Here is a 15,849-nt window from a genome sequence, read left to right on the forward strand (position 1 = left end):
AAAGCTGGAGGTAGGCTGAGTGAAACATTATCCGGTTGCGATCGTCGGTGCAGGCCCTGCGGGCTTGACTGCTGCCTACGAGCTAGTCAAGCAAGGCATCATCCCTGTTGTACTAGAAAAAGGTGATAAAGTTGGGGGAATAGCTCGCACAGAAACCTACAAAGGCTATCGTTTCGACATTGGCGGCCACCGCTTTTATACTAAAGTTGAAGCCGTGCAGCAGTTGTGGCAAGAGGTACTGGGAAATGAGTTTATTAAAGTGCCGCGATTGTCGCGAATTTTTTATCGAGGTAAATTTTTCAACTATCCGATCAGTGCCTTCAATACTCTCTTTAATTTGGGCATAATTGAGAGTACGCTGATTATTTTGAGTTATCTGAAAGTGAGAATTTGGCCACTTCGGGAAGAAAAAACTTTTGAACAATGGGTGATCAATCGTTTTGGCGAACGCTTGTATAAAACATTTTTTAAGACTTACACTGAAAAAGTTTGGGGCATTCCTTGTTCGGAAATTCAAGCAGATTGGGCGGCGCAGCGGATTAAAGGATTGTCGCTGACGACAGCAATTATTAATGCTTTGTTTGGCAGCAACGACACTAAAACATTAATCAAAGAGTTTGATTATCCGGCTTTGGGGCCGGGGATGATGTGGGAAAAGTTCGCGGAAGCTGTGGAGAATAAAGACGGCAAGGTTTATCTCGATACTAAAGTGATTAGCTTTGAGCGTGAAGGTAATAAGATTAAAAGTATTACTGCGGAGCAAAACGGAGAATTAGTTCAATATTCTGCTGATAATTTCATTACGAGTATGCCGATATCGGCGCTGGTAGCACGAATGAAACCGCAGCCCCCCGAAGAGGTATTGCACGCCGCGCGATCGCTCAAATATCGAGATTTTTTGATTGTAGCGCTGATTGTCGATCGCAAGGATTTGTTTCCTGACAACTGGATTTACATTCACTCTCCCGAAGTCAAAGTTGGACGAATTCAAAACTTTAAGAATTGGAGCGCCGCTTTAGTTCCCGATGCCAGCAAAAGTTGTTTAGGAATGGAATATTTCTGTAGCGTAGGCGACGAGATTTGGGAAATGTCGGACGCGGAACTTATCGAATTAGCAACTCGCGAGTTGGTTGGTTTGGGGTTAGCAACAACTGCTGAGGTGCAAGATGGAGTTGTCATACGGCAACTTAAAGCTTATCCAGTTTATGATGGGGAATATCGAGGACACTTGCAGGTACTTGAAGGTTTTTTGAAGGGATTTGAGAATTTGCAGACGATCGGGCGAAACGGTATGCACCGATACAACAACCAAGACCATTCCATGCTGACGGGGATACTGGCAGTGAGAAATATTCTCGGCGAAAAGCACGATTTGTGGGATGTGAATACTGAGCGATCGTACTATGAAGATTTTAGTGTCGATCGCTCAAAAGACAAAAAGGATTCGGATTTAATTTCGCAGTCAATATAGCCAGCCGACGGGATAGGGATTGCCATGAAAAAAGCGAACCTGCCAAACTTAATCGGCTTCGCAGCAAGCATCTTCGTGCTCCTGCTTTCAGTGCAGCGGTTTGTCCCTATCCAACTCGACTTAATCGAAGCGATAGCCGCGATCGCTTCTGCTTGGAGCGTTTGGCTGCTTGCTAAAAACAATCCCCTAGGCTGGTGGATCGGCTTAATCGGAGTTGTCGCCTACGCTGCGGTGTTTTATCAAGTTAAACTTTACGGCGAAGTTGCGATTCAATTCTTCTATTTAATCACGAGCTTGCAAGCAATTTATATTTGGCTGCGGGGCGGCGAAAACAGCACAGAAAAACCTGTATCTCGCATTCCACAACGCAGGCTCATCCTCACCGCAGTCTTAGTTACAGTTGGCGTATTTGGCTTGCGAACAGTATTAGTATCTTTGGGCGGTGCAGCACCATTTTGGGACGCCCTGACCACCATCTTAAGCGCGATCGCCCAGTTGTACCTGATGGAACGCTATCTCGAAAGCTGGTATTTGTGGATTGTTGCAGACACGATTTACGTTCCCTTGTATGCCTCGCGCGGGCTATATCTGACGAGTATTTTGTACGCGATATTTTGCTTAATGGCAATTTACGGACTGCAAAATTTTCAGCGGATTTACTCGGAACAAAAGTTAAAACAGCAGCAATCTTTATGATACTCGGTGTTACTGTAGGCAAATTTTACCCCTTCCACAAAGGACACGACTACTTAATTCGAGAAGCTAAAAAAAAGGTTGACCGTTTAATCGTTCTCGCCTGTTACAAGACAAATCAAGCAGTTGCAGGAAGCGTTAGAGCCGACTGGATTCGGTTTTTGCATCCCGACGCAGAAGTTATCGAAGTGCTCGACGATTTGCCGGAAGCCCCCGAACCTTGGGCTCAGAGGACTCTTGAGGTGCTTTCCGGGCGAAAACCCGATATCGCTTTTACTTGCGAAGATTACGGCGAACCTTGGGCAAAACTGATGGGAGCTCAACACTGTGCAGTCGATCGCGAACGGCTCAAATTCCCGATTTCTGGAACGCAATTGCGATCGCACCTAGCCGAACACTGGCAAATGCTGACTCCCCCAGCCAAAGCCTACTTTGCCAAACGAGTCTGCGTGCTGGGTGTAGAATCGAGCGGCACAACTACCCTGGCGCGATCGCTCGCACAGCACTATCAAACTGCTTGGGTTCCCGAATACGGCAGGTGTTACTGGGAAGGCAGGCAATATTCGCCCGAACCTGAAATTTGGGACAGCTATGAATTTGTAGAAATTGCCAAGAAACAAGCTGCTATAGAAGACGATATTGCTACTCGCGCTAACAAAGTCGTTATTTGCGATACAGACCCTTTAGCTACTTGTATTTGGCACAAACGTTACGTTGGTTCCGAACACCCGACGGTCGAGCAAATTGCAGACAGCCGCCGCTACGATTTGTATATTTTGACTCAGCCAGATTTCGGGTTTGTTCAGGATGGAACGCGAGAAAGCGAACATTTACGAATGACTATGCACCAGCAGTTTGTTGAGGTTCTTCAGAATAAAGGAAAGCGGTATATTACTGTCACAGGAACGCACGAGGTGCGAATGTCGGAGGCAATTGAGGCGATCGATTCGCTGTTGGTTTTTGAACCGTTAAAGGAGCTAGAGAATTAGGAATAACTGAAGTGCGAGCGCCCAGGTTTTATTTGCGGGCGATCGCTCTTTTGAAATATCTCTTGCTTCTCTAGATATCTATTAGAATAGTCGAACTAGGCGGTTATAAGAATTGGAGGGAAACGATTCATGAAACTCACGGATTTGCCCCAAGATGTTCTCGATGATTTATGTCAGGATCAACAGTGGCGATTAGATATCGATCCAGGATTTGATAGCAAACACGAATTTTGGATGGCGTGGCACCATTTTCTCAAGTTACCGGAGCAATCCTACTTTGAGAGATCCGAAGATAGTCTGGCAGATTTTCTCACAGTTGAAGAGTATAACCTGCTGCTGCCAGTGCCACGATCGCACCATGCCAGCATCCATCCCATTCGATTGATTCCGAGTGCTGACCAACAGACACTCACCCTGTTTCTTCAGGACTCTTACCATCGTGATTGGTTCACAAAGCCCAGCGATGCCCGTTATGGATTTCTGGCGATCTGCGATCGCTACCAGAAGTTTGGTTGCGATTTCTATCTTGCCAGCTATTATCATTTTTCTTATCTCATCGGAAAGGATTACGAAGTGGCTGTAGGGATTCTTACTCAAAAATTAGGTCAGCTACCGTAGTTGATGTCCGATTGAATGATATCGATTAAGATTAGTTTGTAGTGAGAACTTTAGTCCTTCGATCCTGCGGACTAAAGTCTTCACTACAAACCGGATCGATCGCCCTCAAGCGCTAAGGAATGAGAATTAAATAACTTCCACAAGTTTGTGGGATGGGCGTCCCGCCCGTCCTTTTTGGACGGGCGGGACGCCCATCCCACAATAACAATTAAAACCCACATTCCGCACCCCCAACTGGCACATACGCGAATTGAGGGGGTAAAAGTGAATCATCCGAGACAAGAGCGAGTAAAAATACTCAATTATTTTGGTAGCGCTCGGTAAAAGACCAAGTTTATGACATATCCGTAACCCGATCGCATCCGCGAAAATGCGTTAATTGCGATCGCTCTTCCGTAACCAATCATCACCAAAAATAGTGTAAACTGGCGATCGCGATGAACGCTCAAATCAGGATTCAGCAGCCCATGCAGAAAGCATCTGAGATGAAAGTAGAAAACCTAGATCATCTAGGCTTGATAGCCGGTCTAATTGATGAAATAGGAATTGTCCAAAAAATCAATGAATTAATAGGCGAACAACCGGGCGAAATAGTCAGTCCCGGCCTAGTAGTCAAAGCCATGATTATCAATGGATTAGGGATGGTTTCCGCCCCATTATACTTATTCTCTAAATTTTTTGAAGGTAAAGCAATAGAACATTTACTTGGCTCAGTAATTCAAGCATCACATCTGAATGATGACCGTTTAGGCAGAGTATTAGACAAGCTATATTTGGCAGGAATCAGCTCCATATTCACAACCATTGCCCTGTCAGCCGCTCAAAAATTCGAGATAAATACCGACACATCCCACCTCGACTCAAGTTCATTTCATCTACATGGCAAATATGAACAAGAATTACCATCCGTAGCTTTTTCTACCAGAGAAATGGATAGCAATCAATTAGATAATTTATCAATCAACCATCAAACATCCCAAATACCAATTCAGATTACCTACGGCTACTCGCGCGACCATCGCCCGGACTTAAAACAATTCATTTTAGACCTAATTTGTAGTGGGGATGGAGATGTGCCACTATTTTTACGAGTAGCTTCAGGAAATGAATCAGATAATTCTGTCTTCGCCTCAATTTGTCAAGAATTTAAACAACAATTAAACCTTGACAGTTTAATGGTAGCAGATAGTGCATTATACAGCGCCCCAAATTTAGAAATGTTAACCAATTTAAAATGGTTGACTCGCGTACCTGGGAGCCTCAAACAAGCGCAGCAACTGGTATCTCAACTAAATGAATCAGAATTTCATGAAAGTGAGGTAACGGGATATCGTTGGTCAGAACACCAAAGTAATTATGGTGGAATTACACAAAGATGGTTGGTAGTAGAGAGTAGTTTACGTCGTGATTCGGACCAACGTAAATTAGAAAAAACCCTCAAAAAAGCTGAAGTTGAGGGTCAGAAAAAGTTGCGAGAGTTATCCAATATTGAATTTGCTTGTGCAGCGGATGCCTCCGCAGCAGCAAGTCGTTTATCCACACAACTAAAATATCATAATTTAACCCAAATTACCATCCGAGAAGCGACAGCAAAACCAGCTACTAATTTGACTAATTCTCACGAAAAATCTACCTCTAGATTGATATTTAAAGTTCAAGCACAACTAGAAATAGATGCTAGTGTAGTAGCTCGCATAATCAAAGCTAGTGGCAGATTTATCTTAGCTACTAATGTGCTGGATGCAGAGCAATTAAGTCCTGATGAAATGATTGTAAAATATAAGGAACAGCAGTCGGCAGAGAGAGGGTTTGGATTCCTGAAAGACCCCCTATTTTTTACGGATAGCGTATTCCTCAAGTCCCCAGAAAGAATCGAGGCTTTAACTTTGATAATGGGTTTATGTTTGTTGGTTTATACTTTAGGTCAAAGGTTACTCCGGCAAAACTTGCAACTCACTAATAAAACCGTAAAGAATCAATTGGGCAAGGTCACAAATAGACCTACTTTGCGCTGGATATTCCAAACTTTTCAATCGATTCATGCCGTTTGTATTCAAGGGATTCAACAAGTTTCTAATTTGACATCCGAACGATTAGCCATCTTAAATTTGTTTCCAGTTACCTGTCGGTCTTATTATTTCTTGCTGTGACATCAAGTTAATCACTGGATTAGTAAGGCTGATTTTAGTTGAATTAATTGTTGATTTATCAGTGATGTATAATTGTTACATCTCTGGAAATTTCTGCTGGCAATTAAGAGTTATTAATGGTCTGATTATTGACATTTTAGGGGTTAAGAAGATTTAATTCATGCCTTTATGTCAATTTTTAGGAATTCCTAACTGAATAATGCTTAGTTGCATAGATATTTTGGGTATTTTACTCACGCTCGATCTCGGATAATTCACTTTTACCCCTCAATCCGCGTATGTGCCAGTTGGGGGTGCGGAATGTGGGTTAAAATTGTAAGTTATTTAATTCGCGATCCTAAGCGGAGGAATTTGACCGGGCATGATATCCCGCTTGCATAAATCACTCGATAGGTTTTCAAAATGTTCGATCGCAGATAGGGATTTTTTAACTGCTTTTTTTCCACCAAATCTACAGAACGGTGAAATAAATCCTCTATTTCTTCCTGCATACTCAATAAATGAGACAGCGTGAGGCGGTGGGATGGCTCGTAAGTAACTAATACATCCACATCGCTATCAGGGCGAAAATCATCCCGCAGCACCGAGCCAAACAGGGCAAACTCGACAATGTTCCAACGCTGGCAAAATTGCGCGATCGCATCTAGAGAGACTTTTAATCGATCGCTCACTACATATTCTAAATCTGATTGCAACTCAATCATCCGCGAGTCAACCTCCAACGAGAGCAAATAATCTCTGAGCTAAAGTGAAGCAATGGCATCGCTAACTTTCACCATGAGTGTCATCGGATCGATCGGCGAAACAGTAAACCCGCACTTCTGATAAAACTGCTTCGCATCTTCGGAGATAGCGTGTACGAGAATTGCCCGTATCCCTGCAATCTCAGCAGCTTGCAAAGTGCGAAGAATTGCATCCCGCAGCAAAGCGCGTCCGATGCCGAGGCCTTGCCAGTTGCGATCGCAGGCAAGCCGTCCAATCACCATAACAGGAATCGGATCGGGCATATTGCGCCGGAGTTCAGTCGTTGCAGTAGTTTGTGCTATTGCTCCCTTTGCAAGACAATAGTACGCAATAACTGCTTGGCGATCGCACAAAACATAAGTCCGTGAAGCGCCCTCTGACTCATTTTTCAGAGCGCGGCGCTTGAGCCATTCATCTAACTGAATGTTGCCTGAATCAAAGGTCTCAATTTGATGTAACGAGTTCAGTTTTTCAGGCGGGCAGAGTTTGTCTAAATCTCGATCTAATCCCACGGAGATTTTGTTTTTAGTAATGCGTTTAGCTTCTGATTTGGCGTCGGCGGTGCATCCAGCAGCGCCAAAAATTGCTTAAATTTAAGTTCATCTAACCCAAAAAAACAGCGGTCTAGAAGAACATCTTGAGCTTTTTGGTAAGCTGATTCAAGCATAAACTCCGATCGGCTCTTTCCCTGTAATTGGGCCGCGCGATCGATTACAGCGCGTTGATTCGGCTTAGCCCGAATGTTGATTGTGACATCGCGGGTCTGGCTGACTGATTCTTCAGATGCTGGCGGGTGCATAACAGTTACCTGTGGCTAGATACAGTAGTAATTAGAGCTAGTAGCCCTAGCATATTTATATTGTGATTTTTTGTATACACAATGTCAACACATCTACTGAAATCTGCGATCGCGGATCTAGTTAACCGCGAGGGAATCGTGAACTCACGCATTGTACGGGCAGCCTCCGCCGCCCCTGAGACAGGAGCGGCCTAAGTCCTGATGTTGCCTTTCTAGGCCTGTTTTTGATAGTTGACACAAATTTTTTAAACTTGTGTTAACTCTTGACTTACAGACTTACACAGTGAAAATATGCTAAGACGCAAGCAACAAACAAACCAACCTATGAACTTTTCCAAGAACTCAGGGGGCAAAAGTGCCACATCCCCAAAAATCAACTCAACACAGAATCTCGCCGTCGGAGGATTGCGGAAATTACTTTTTGCCGCCGGAATAGCCTCTCTGTGCGCTAGCTGTCAAAATCCTCAAGCACCCACCGCCACAACTCCCGGAGGCAGCCCCGGAACCAGCCCCGCAGCCACTCCCGTCGCAGTCAGCAGCCCCGGAGACCCAAATACTGTCAAAATTGTCTCCATGCTGCCCATGACAGGCAGCGCCTTGGGTCAAGCTCAAACAATGGTCAACGGCATCCAACAAGCCCTCGCCGAAACCAACTCGAAAGCTTGCGACGGCAAAATCCAAATCCAATACGAAGTTTTCGATGACGCTACCGCCGCCGCCGGCAAATGGGACCCGGCCCAAGTAACCTCGAACTCCAACAAAGCCGTGGCTGACGCTTCGGTAGTTGCCGTCATCGGTCACTATAACTCCGGTGCCGCCAAACTTTCCATTCCCGTGCTCAACCAAGCTAACATCGTCATGATCAGTCCGGCCAACACTTATCCGGGACTGACTAAACCAGGAAAAGGCGAAGCCAAAGAACCCAACGTTTATTATCCCGCTGGCACTCGCAATTTCACCCGCGTTGTCCCCGCTGACGACCTTCAAGGGGCTGTAGCTGGCAACTGGGCGAAATCTTTGGGCGTGCAAAAAGTCTACATTCTCGACGACCAAGAACTCTACGGCAAAGGCATCGCTGATGTTTTTGAAGCAACTTCTAAAAAGTTGGGAATTCAAGTCCTCGGAAGAGAGGGAATTGATATTAAAGCTAGCGACTATAAGGCGTTAATGAATAAGATCAAAGCTTTAAATCCCGACATGATTTACTTCGGTGGCACTACTCAGAGCAACGCCGGACAAATAATTAAAGACATGAGAAATGTTGGGATGGCGGCTGATGCAGTTAAGTTCATGGGGCCCGATGGCATTAAAGAGCAAGCTTTAATTGACGCGGCTGGCAAAGATGCCGAAGGAATTTACGCTACTTTTGGCGGCTTGCCTCCTCAAGAATTGACTGGTGCGGGCGCGAAGTGGTACGAAAGTTACAAGGCAAAATATAATGCTGAACCGGAAGCTTATGCAGCTTATGCCTATGAAGCTGCTAAAGTTGCGATCGGCGCAATTAATAAAGTTTGCAAAAATGACCGCGCTGCTATCCGCGAAGCTGTCTTGGCAACTAAAGACTTTAACGGGGTACTCGGCACTTGGAGTTTTGACACCAACGGCGACACGAGCTTGACTACAATGTCAGGAAATGTTGTTAAAGGTGGCAAGTGGGAGTTCGTGAATGCGCTCAAGACGGAATAATTAATTAGAAGGAAGAGGGAAGTTCGGCAACGGATTTTATAACGGATGTAACGGATGTAACTGAGATCTTGCACCATTCTCAATTAGCCGTAGGGGCGGGTTCGCCAACAGCCTTAAAGCTTGCAAATAGGTTCTATAAACCCGCCCGACCCCACGAAAAATCCTCTTATTGATATTGCTGCAAGATGTCATATGTAACGGATATCGGGAAGAAGGAAGAAGGAAGAAGGGATAATAAAAGATTATGCCTTTTTCCTTCTCCCTCCAATGTCCGATGCCCGATTCCCAATTCCCAATTCCCAATTCCCAATTCCCAATTCCCAATTCCCAATTCCCAATTCCCAATTACTCAAAAACATGAAGAACTGGAAAAGTATTCTCTTATATCTAGGTGTAGCTTATATAGTTTTGTTGTTAGGCCCGATCGCAGGATTTGATTTGCCAAAAATCGTTGGAGAAATAGTCAGCAATCCTGAAGTTTTTATCCAACAATTATTAGTTGGTCTGGTCAACGGCGCGCTGATTGCAATTATTGCTTTGGGTTACACTATGGTTTATGGCATTATTGAGTTAATCAATTTTGCTCACGGCGATTTGTATATGTTGGGTGCTTTTGCTTCCCTAACCGTGTTCGGGGCTTTTGGGATGCAAGATGGCGCACCTTTGGCTATTGCTATACCGGTGATGTTAGTTGCTTTAATTGTATGTTCGGTGTTTTGTGCTGGACTCAATATTGTTGTGGAAAAGTACGCTTATCGACCTTTGCGAAATGCTCCTCGTTTAGCTCCTTTAATTTCAGCGATTGGAGTTTCTTTTATTTTCCAAAATATGGGGCTGTTTTGGGGAGGATTGAAAGCTTTTATTCCGGTGATGGGTTCTAATTCTGCTGCGCCGAAAAGTTTTCCCGATTTGTTGCCGCGAGTTGATATTTTCAAAGCTTTGGGAATTCAAACGAGTATTGTATTTACTACGAAAGATTTAATTGTGTTGGTGGTGGCGGTGGTATTGATGGTTTTGCTTCATGTGTTTGTACAATACACTCGTCTGGGAAAGGCGATGCGGGCAACTGCTCAAAGCCGCGATGCTGCTAAAATTATGGGAATTAATGTCGATCAGATTATTGCTCTGACTTTTTTGATTGGGGGAGCTTTGGCGGGTTCGGCTGGGATTCTGGTTGGTCTGTACAACAATACTATTGTTTTTACGATGGGGTTTACGGCAGGTTTGAGGGCTTTTACTGCGGCGGTTTTGGGGGGGATTGGCAATATTGTCGGGGCGATGTTAGGAGGGGTTTTGATTGGGTTGCTGTCGTCTTTGAGCGATCAGTATTTGTCGAGCCGCTGGACTAATGCTTGGGTGTTTGGGGTTTTGGTGGTGATTTTGGCTTTTCGGCCAGGGGGTTTGTTGGGCGAGAATGTTCAGGAGAAGGTTTGAAGGTGCTGGGTTGAAAAAATGGCAAAAGACATTTATCATTATAATGTAAGGGCTGCCTTAGAAAAGGACGGGTGGATAATTACAGACGATCCTCTGACTCTACAATTTGGTTCGCGCGGTGTGTTTGTGGATTTGGGAGCTAAAAAGCTGTTAGCAGCCGAACGCGAGGGACAAAGAATTGCAGTTGAAATCAAAAGTTTTGTCGGCAAATCTCTAGTAAAAGATTGGGAAAATGCGATAGGGCAATACATTTTGTATTTAAAAATACTATCTAAAAAAGAACCCGATCGCACCCTCTATCTAGCAATTACTGAAGAGATTTATACCAGCTTCTTTAAGGAAGATATCGTACAAGTTGTACTTGCAGACGGAGTAATCAAAATTGTCGTTGTCGATACTATTCAGGAGGTTATTACCAGATGGATAAACTAGACAAATACCGCGACTTAATTTATAAAATTCTGTCGTACTATGCCAGCCTACCGTACAGATACGCCGAGATTAATAACAAAGTCATTGTCAGCGAAGACCGAAATGATTTTTTATTGATGAGTGAAGGCTGGGAGGGCCAAAAGCGACTTCACTACTGCCTCGTTCACGTTGAAATTCGCAACGGCAAACTCTGGATTCATTATGACGGTATTGAAGACGGGATTACCGATGAATTACTGGAGGGTGGGGTTCCTGAAAATTGCATTGTTTTGGCATTTCATTCGCCGGAAGTCCGCAAACATACCGGATTTGCGATCGCCTGAAAAATCCCCTTGCAAAATATCGAGTTAACCTGCGCTATCAAATTAAATATTCCCTGGTTTCAACCAGCCAAAAACTTCGCCTAAAGTCAACTGCATTTCCGGCATAAAATTGGGCATCGGAAGTATATCTGTTGGTTCTTGCAAGGAAATAGGCTGCTGCCTTGCGGGATAGGCTAAAATGTTTTTTTCATCCGGATCGAGCAACCAACCCATCTGACAGCCGGCATTCAAACAGTGCAAAATATTGTTTGTGACTTTGGTTTGGCTTTGGGCTGGGGACAATATTTCTATTGTCCAGTCTGGGTGAGCATTAAATGTATTGGCAATTTCGCCGTCAGCGTCTAGGGGAATGCGATTCCAAACAAAAATCGCGACATCGGGGACAATAGAACGTCCGCCAAACGTGCAGCGAAGTTCTGGTAGGGCTAGGGCAATTTGCGGTTTCTCTGCGATGTCGTTGGTGACTGTTACGAGTCTGGCTTGTAGTTTGCTGTGTTTTCCTTGGGGCATAGGTTTTTGGACGATCGCACCTTTGATGTATTCGCTAGCGGGTTTGGTTTCTGGGAGTTGCAAAAACTCGTCGAGGGTGATAGTTTTTTGAGGTGCTTGTACCATATAGCGATCGCCCGTTTGAAGTGTGTTGCGGTAACAGTTCCAGTATATTTGAAGTTTCGTCACTTTTGGTGCAATAATCGAACTCAAAAGACTCTAAACTGTAGCTAGCCCGATCGCCAGTTTCTAAAACCAACACTCGATGCGAGAAGAATATGATTTTTTTCTTCCTTCTTCCTTCTGACGAATACCTCACGCCTGATAATTAATCCGTGTATCCGTGTCAAAATCCGTGTCGTGCCTTCATTCTTCCTATGTCAAAAAAAATAATTAATGCGATCAAATCGACTGGTATTTTAGGGGCGATCGCCTCTTTGACTGTTTTGTTATTCGGCGGTTGGAGCGGCACTGTGATCGGCTGGCTGATGGGTACGGCTGCGGGCTTTATGAGCTGTCGGGATCAGAAGGTTTACAGCCCCAAAATGGGTGCGACTATCGGCAGTTTAGCGGGTTTGGGATTGGGAGTTTGGCTGTTAGTTGCGAGTGTGGTAGAAGGGGTTTTGATTAGACCTTTGTCGGGTCAACCTGCTGTTGCTTTGCCGACGACGCTGCTGTACGGGATTTGCAGTTTGACGATCGCAATTTTGACAGCTACGTTAATGGGTGCTTTGCAGGGTTTGCAGGGGGAACGCCAGCGACTGGCAACTCTGGTGACATTAGCTTTTATTCTAATTCTGTTTCCGTTTATCGACATTCAGGCTCAAACCGGCTGGATTGCTACTGTAGTACAGATTCAAATCTTTATTATGTTGGCGCTGGGTTTGAATATTACTGTGGGTTTTGCGGGTTTGTTGGATTTGGGATATGCGGCGTTTTTTGCGATCGGCGCTTACACGACGGCTTTGCTATCTTCTGGACAGTTAAATATTGCTTGGAACTTTTGGGTGGTACTGCCGATCGCGGCAGGTGTAGCTGCGATCGCGGGCGTAATCCTGGGTATTCCCACACTGCGGCTCAAGGGCGATTATTTGGCGATTGTTACCCTCGGTTTTGGCGAAATTATCCCGGTTGTCTTTAGGAATTTAACGGCGATTCGCATCGACGAACCAGTCTCGAAGATTGTTGCGGCGGTTTTGGGTAAACCTGAGTTGGTGCTGTGTCTGGTTGGGTGCGATCGACCTTTTAACCTCACCGGCGGCGAAGCGGGAATAAACCCGATCGGGCGTCCATCTCTCCCCATCGTCGGTACTTTCAGCACCGGCAACTACTTTCCCTGGTACTACCTAATTTTGCTGCTAGTTGTCTTCGCTTACTTCATGATTTCGCGGCTGCGAGATTCCCGCTTGGGGAGGGCGTGGAATGCCATGCGCGAAGATGAATTAGCGGCTAGTGCGATGGGGATTAACCTGGTCAAAACCAAACTTTCGGCTTTTGCGATGGGAGCGACGTTTTCGGGCTTTGCAGGCGCATTTTACGCCGCATATATCAGCGCAATTTTTCCCAGCGTTTTCGATTTCTCGGTGTCGGTAATCATCCTGTGTATGGTGATTTTAGGCGGTTTGGGCAACATGACCGGGGTGATTTTGGGCGCTATCATTATCATGTCTGCCGATCGGCTTTATCTGCCACAATTAGCGCAAGTCCTCAAGGGTTTTCTGAATACTTTTGTACTCCCCAGGATTGCAATTCCCCAGTTGCGAGACTTTCTGGCCACCAGTTTAGACCCGATTCAAATGCGCTTATTTCTATTCGGCCTAACTCTTGTTGTCATGATGCTCGTGCGCCCGGAAGGGCTGATTCCTGATAAGATCCACCAAGCTGAACTGCATTCGGATGCTGAAGCGAGCAATGAGTCTTTAGCCGATGCGAGAAGTCAATAAGTAGGTAAGGGCAAAAACCATAGTATTTTGTAGGCGGGTTTAGCTAAGAATCTAGGATGCAACTCACATTTTGCACCATTCTCAAGAACAGGCTTTTCGGCCTGTTCCACAATAAAATTCACTCTTTGTGGAACAGGCCGAAAAGCCTGTTCATAAAAACCTTATTTAGAATGGTGCAACATCTCAGATACAAGGAAGTTTAGGGGTGTAAAAACCCCCTCCCCATCTAATGTTTATTTGTCACCAACTACTTAGTAAGGGTGAAAGATTAGCCATGAAAAATGTAACTGGTACTGCTTTTATCGTTGCGGAATTTAGAGCAGAAGAGAATGAAGAGGCAATTCCTCTGTATACTGATCGTGTAGTAAAAATATGGCTGAATGAGGAAACAAAAAAAATAGCTAGCCACATAGCTCAAAGCTCTCCCGCGGCTAAAGAAATGGTTAAGTTGCGGACTAAATATTTTGATGATGTTTTGTCCAATCAAATTTTAGGAGGTTGCAAGCAAGTAGTTATTTTAGGTTCGGGCTTGGATACTCGCGCTGCTAGAATTAATGGCGAAAAAGTCACTTATTTTGAAATAGACGATCGCGCGACTCTTCAATTAAAAGAAGAAACTCTCAAAGCTAACAAAGTTACTGCTAATGTTCGCTACATCCCCGGCGATTACATAAAAGACGGTTTAATCTCCTTGCTGAAACAGAGTGAATTTGATTTCGCTCGACCGACCTATTTTTTGTGGGAAGGCAACACTACTTTGGTTGACAAAAAAGATGTAATAGTTGTGTTAGAACAAATTCGCGACAATGTTCCTAATTTTCGAGTGTCCTTTGATTATATGTCGGAAAAGGTGATTTTCAGAACGACGGGCTACCAAGATATCAATGATTACATAGATAAATACGAAAGTATGTATGCACCGTGGATTACTGGGTTTGAAAAGATTGCAGCTTTGGCTGACGAACTCAATCTCAAAGTTATTGAAAACTTTTCGACTGCCGATTTACACGCACAATATCGCCCTGGCCGTTCGCTAGAATCTAATCTTTTTAAGTTCTATTTTGTCTGTACGTTAGAAAATGTAGTAGGGTGCGTCAATCGATTTTAGATTTTAGATTTTAGATTTTAGATTGACCCCACGGATAAATGCGGGGGCTTGAAGATTTTCGATTTTCGATTTTGGATTGATTCCACGGATAAATCACGTGGCGGGTACCACCTTTGAAATTCTTGGTCACTCAAGAGATTTGAGTCAACTCACACAATTTGCTGCTGACGCACCGCAGAGTACAGACGATCGCACTTTGTCGGTACCCTAGAAAATGCAGGAGGGTGCGTCAGTGATTTCTTGGACAATCGCAAACCATTTATTAGGTCAAGCGAATTCGTAAAGAATCAATAAGACCCTGTTTAGCCAACCAATCTTTTACCTCTGGCGTTAAAAGTCCCAGGGTAGCACCCTCATTAGCAGCCACTCTCAGAAAACGAAGCACTGCTTCAGGAACCTCATCAGCATTTAAGCTATCCCAGCACTGCTTTAATTCCTCAATTAGCCGATCGACTTTATCAAAATCCTCCCTGCTTTGGGGAATTGAGTTAGACTTGCGAATTTGCACATCTAAATTTCTAATTCGTTGGACAGTTGGCTTAAATGCCGAAACTCGATCCAGCACATTCAGGAATTCCTTATTCGTGTTCGGCATCTTTTCAGTTCGGTACAGCCCCCAAGCTTGACTCAATTGCTCTCTCAGAGCTTTTTGTAAGTCCTTTACCCGAGAGTCAAAATTATTTCTGTTGAAATTTTCATTGTCTATAATCCACTCAGGATTTTTTTTAAATTCTGCCTCAACATTAGCAATAAATGTCAGCAAAATCTCAGCCTTTTGAGTTAAATCAAAATTGGCAATTCCTCTTTCGCGAAAAGCTCTTAAAGATTGCACAAAAAGTAGAGTTCCAGTGACAGCTTGCTCGATCTGTTTTTGTCGAGAGTGAAACCCTTCATAATTCTCTGCATACTTCCGAAGATTAATTGTCTTTTGAGACAACTCACTCAATTGATAGGATTTTTCTAGAAGCAT

Annotated in this window: 17 protein-coding genes; 11 read left to right on the plus strand and 6 right to left on the minus strand. The window is 44.3% G+C overall.

The features are described from left to right. Positions 1-19 precede the first annotated feature (19 nt). The 4 genes from QT992_RS08130 (at position 20) to QT992_RS08145 (ending at position 3,771) form a co-directional block, all read left to right on the plus strand. Positions 20-1,471, plus strand: a complete 1,452-nt coding sequence (locus QT992_RS08130) for an NAD(P)/FAD-dependent oxidoreductase (protein ID WP_333321697.1) — start codon at positions 20-22, stop codon at positions 1,469-1,471. A 24-nt stretch (positions 1,472-1,495) separates the two neighbouring features. Further along, positions 1,496-2,167 (plus strand): nicotinamide riboside transporter PnuC, encoded by a 672-nt coding sequence (gene pnuC / locus QT992_RS08135; protein ID WP_333341542.1) that lies wholly within the window; start codon positions 1,496-1,498, stop codon positions 2,165-2,167. Beyond that, the gene (locus QT992_RS08140) at positions 2,164-3,153 is read left to right on the plus strand and encodes an AAA family ATPase (protein ID WP_333341540.1); all 990 of its coding nucleotides are present in this window, start codon (positions 2,164-2,166) and stop codon (positions 3,151-3,153) included. Before pnuC ends, QT992_RS08140 begins: the two co-directional genes overlap by 4 nt. A gap of 129 nt (positions 3,154-3,282) precedes the next feature. Next, complete coding sequence (locus QT992_RS08145; protein ID WP_333341539.1) at positions 3,283-3,771, plus strand: hypothetical protein; 489 nt, start codon at positions 3,283-3,285, stop codon at positions 3,769-3,771. 302 nt (positions 3,772-4,073) lie between these two features. Here the strand turns inward: QT992_RS08145 and QT992_RS08150 are convergent, their stop codons facing one another. After that, positions 4,074-4,220, minus strand: a complete 147-nt coding sequence (locus QT992_RS08150; protein ID WP_333376804.1) for a hypothetical protein — start codon at positions 4,218-4,220, stop codon at positions 4,074-4,076. 18 nt (positions 4,221-4,238) lie between these two features. On the opposite strand from QT992_RS08150, the gene QT992_RS08155 reads away from it, so the two are divergent. Further along, complete coding sequence (locus QT992_RS08155) at positions 4,239-5,921, plus strand: IS1634 family transposase (RefSeq protein ID WP_333338696.1); 1,683 nt, start codon at positions 4,239-4,241, stop codon at positions 5,919-5,921. Between the two features lie 320 nt (positions 5,922-6,241). Here QT992_RS08155 and QT992_RS08160 read toward each other — a convergent pair whose 3' ends face one another. Genes QT992_RS08160 through QT992_RS08170 form a run of 3 tightly spaced genes read right to left on the minus strand, consistent with a single transcriptional unit; the run spans position 6,242 to position 7,464 of the window. Next, complete coding sequence (locus tag QT992_RS08160; RefSeq protein ID WP_333338691.1) at positions 6,242-6,625, minus strand: nucleotidyltransferase family protein; 384 nt, start codon at positions 6,623-6,625, stop codon at positions 6,242-6,244. Between the two features lie 39 nt (positions 6,626-6,664). Then, positions 6,665-7,177 carry a GNAT family N-acetyltransferase gene (locus QT992_RS08165; protein WP_333338689.1) on the minus strand — a complete coding sequence of 171 codons (513 nt, stop codon included), beginning with the start codon at positions 7,175-7,177 and terminating at the stop codon, positions 6,665-6,667. After that, positions 7,168-7,464: a DUF1778 domain-containing protein gene (locus QT992_RS08170; protein ID WP_333316126.1), complete on the minus strand. Its 297-nt coding sequence runs from the start codon at positions 7,462-7,464 to the stop codon at positions 7,168-7,170. The genes QT992_RS08165 and QT992_RS08170 overlap by 10 nt, the downstream gene beginning before the upstream one ends. Positions 7,465-7,788: 324 nt before the next feature. On the opposite strand from QT992_RS08170, the gene QT992_RS08175 reads away from it, so the two are divergent. From QT992_RS08175 to QT992_RS08190, 4 genes are all read left to right on the plus strand, one after another. Beyond that, positions 7,789-9,150 (plus strand): branched-chain amino acid ABC transporter substrate-binding protein, encoded by a 1,362-nt coding sequence (locus QT992_RS08175; protein ID WP_333338685.1) that lies wholly within the window; start codon positions 7,789-7,791, stop codon positions 9,148-9,150. A 357-nt stretch (positions 9,151-9,507) separates the two neighbouring features. After that, complete coding sequence (locus QT992_RS08180; protein WP_333316131.1) at positions 9,508-10,584, plus strand: branched-chain amino acid ABC transporter permease; 1,077 nt, start codon at positions 9,508-9,510, stop codon at positions 10,582-10,584. 18 nt (positions 10,585-10,602) lie between these two features. Next, entirely contained in the window at positions 10,603-11,016 is a 414-nt protein-coding gene (locus QT992_RS08185; RefSeq protein ID WP_333316133.1) for an element excision factor XisH family protein, read from the plus strand. Then, positions 11,004-11,339: a XisI protein gene (locus QT992_RS08190; protein ID WP_333316135.1), complete on the plus strand. Its 336-nt coding sequence runs from the start codon at positions 11,004-11,006 to the stop codon at positions 11,337-11,339. Before QT992_RS08185 ends, QT992_RS08190 begins: the two co-directional genes overlap by 13 nt. A gap of 42 nt (positions 11,340-11,381) precedes the next feature. Here QT992_RS08190 and QT992_RS08195 read toward each other — a convergent pair whose 3' ends face one another. Continuing rightward, positions 11,382-11,954 carry a Uma2 family endonuclease gene (locus QT992_RS08195; protein ID WP_333338693.1) on the minus strand — a complete coding sequence of 191 codons (573 nt, stop codon included), beginning with the start codon at positions 11,952-11,954 and terminating at the stop codon, positions 11,382-11,384. A 251-nt stretch (positions 11,955-12,205) separates the two neighbouring features. Between QT992_RS08195 and QT992_RS08200 the strand changes: the two genes are divergently transcribed. Both QT992_RS08200 and QT992_RS08205 read left to right on the plus strand, forming a co-directional pair. Beyond that, positions 12,206-13,771, plus strand: coding sequence for an ABC transporter permease subunit (locus tag QT992_RS08200; protein WP_333316137.1), 1,566 nt, complete (start codon positions 12,206-12,208; stop codon positions 13,769-13,771). Positions 13,772-14,045: 274 nt separating this feature from the next. Continuing rightward, positions 14,046-14,879: a class I SAM-dependent methyltransferase gene (locus tag QT992_RS08205; protein ID WP_333338680.1), complete on the plus strand. Its 834-nt coding sequence runs from the start codon at positions 14,046-14,048 to the stop codon at positions 14,877-14,879. A 262-nt stretch (positions 14,880-15,141) separates the two neighbouring features. On the opposite strand, the gene QT992_RS08210 is transcribed toward QT992_RS08205, so the two are convergent. After that, positions 15,142-15,849 carry a hypothetical protein gene (locus tag QT992_RS08210; protein WP_333316140.1) on the minus strand — a complete coding sequence of 236 codons (708 nt, stop codon included), beginning with the start codon at positions 15,847-15,849 and terminating at the stop codon, positions 15,142-15,144.

The organism is Microcoleus sp. T3_D1 (assembly GCF_036700405.1).
In the GTDB taxonomy this organism is placed as follows: Bacteria; Cyanobacteriota; Cyanobacteriia; order Cyanobacteriales; family Microcoleaceae; genus Microcoleus.

What these genes read in the sequence shown, in the direction of transcription:
- QT992_RS08160 (WP_333338691.1), bottom strand. Translation starts at nt 6,625, where the DNA reads ATGATTGAGTTGCAATCAGATTTAGAATATGTAGTGAGCGATCGATTA.
- QT992_RS08210 (WP_333316140.1), bottom strand. Translation starts at nt 15,849, where the DNA reads ATGCTTCTAGAAAAATCCTATCAATTGAGTGAGTTGTCTCAAAAGACA.
- QT992_RS08140 (WP_333341540.1), top strand. Translation starts at nt 2,164, where the DNA reads ATGATACTCGGTGTTACTGTAGGCAAATTTTACCCCTTCCACAAAGGA.
- QT992_RS08145 (WP_333341539.1), top strand. Translation starts at nt 3,283, where the DNA reads ATGAAACTCACGGATTTGCCCCAAGATGTTCTCGATGATTTATGTCAG.
- QT992_RS08195 (WP_333338693.1), bottom strand. Translation starts at nt 11,954, where the DNA reads ATGGTACAAGCACCTCAAAAAACTATCACCCTCGACGAGTTTTTGCAA.
- QT992_RS08175 (WP_333338685.1), top strand. Translation starts at nt 7,789, where the DNA reads ATGAACTTTTCCAAGAACTCAGGGGGCAAAAGTGCCACATCCCCAAAA.
- QT992_RS08155 (WP_333338696.1), top strand. Translation starts at nt 4,239, where the DNA reads ATGCAGAAAGCATCTGAGATGAAAGTAGAAAACCTAGATCATCTAGGC.
- QT992_RS08180 (WP_333316131.1), top strand. Translation starts at nt 9,508, where the DNA reads ATGAAGAACTGGAAAAGTATTCTCTTATATCTAGGTGTAGCTTATATA.
- QT992_RS08200 (WP_333316137.1), top strand. Translation starts at nt 12,206, where the DNA reads ATGTCAAAAAAAATAATTAATGCGATCAAATCGACTGGTATTTTAGGG.
- QT992_RS08205 (WP_333338680.1), top strand. Translation starts at nt 14,046, where the DNA reads ATGAAAAATGTAACTGGTACTGCTTTTATCGTTGCGGAATTTAGAGCA.
- QT992_RS08190 (WP_333316135.1), top strand. Translation starts at nt 11,004, where the DNA reads ATGGATAAACTAGACAAATACCGCGACTTAATTTATAAAATTCTGTCG.
- QT992_RS08185 (WP_333316133.1), top strand. Translation starts at nt 10,603, where the DNA reads ATGGCAAAAGACATTTATCATTATAATGTAAGGGCTGCCTTAGAAAAG.
- pnuC (WP_333341542.1), top strand. Translation starts at nt 1,496, where the DNA reads ATGAAAAAAGCGAACCTGCCAAACTTAATCGGCTTCGCAGCAAGCATC.
- QT992_RS08170 (WP_333316126.1), bottom strand. Translation starts at nt 7,464, where the DNA reads ATGCACCCGCCAGCATCTGAAGAATCAGTCAGCCAGACCCGCGATGTC.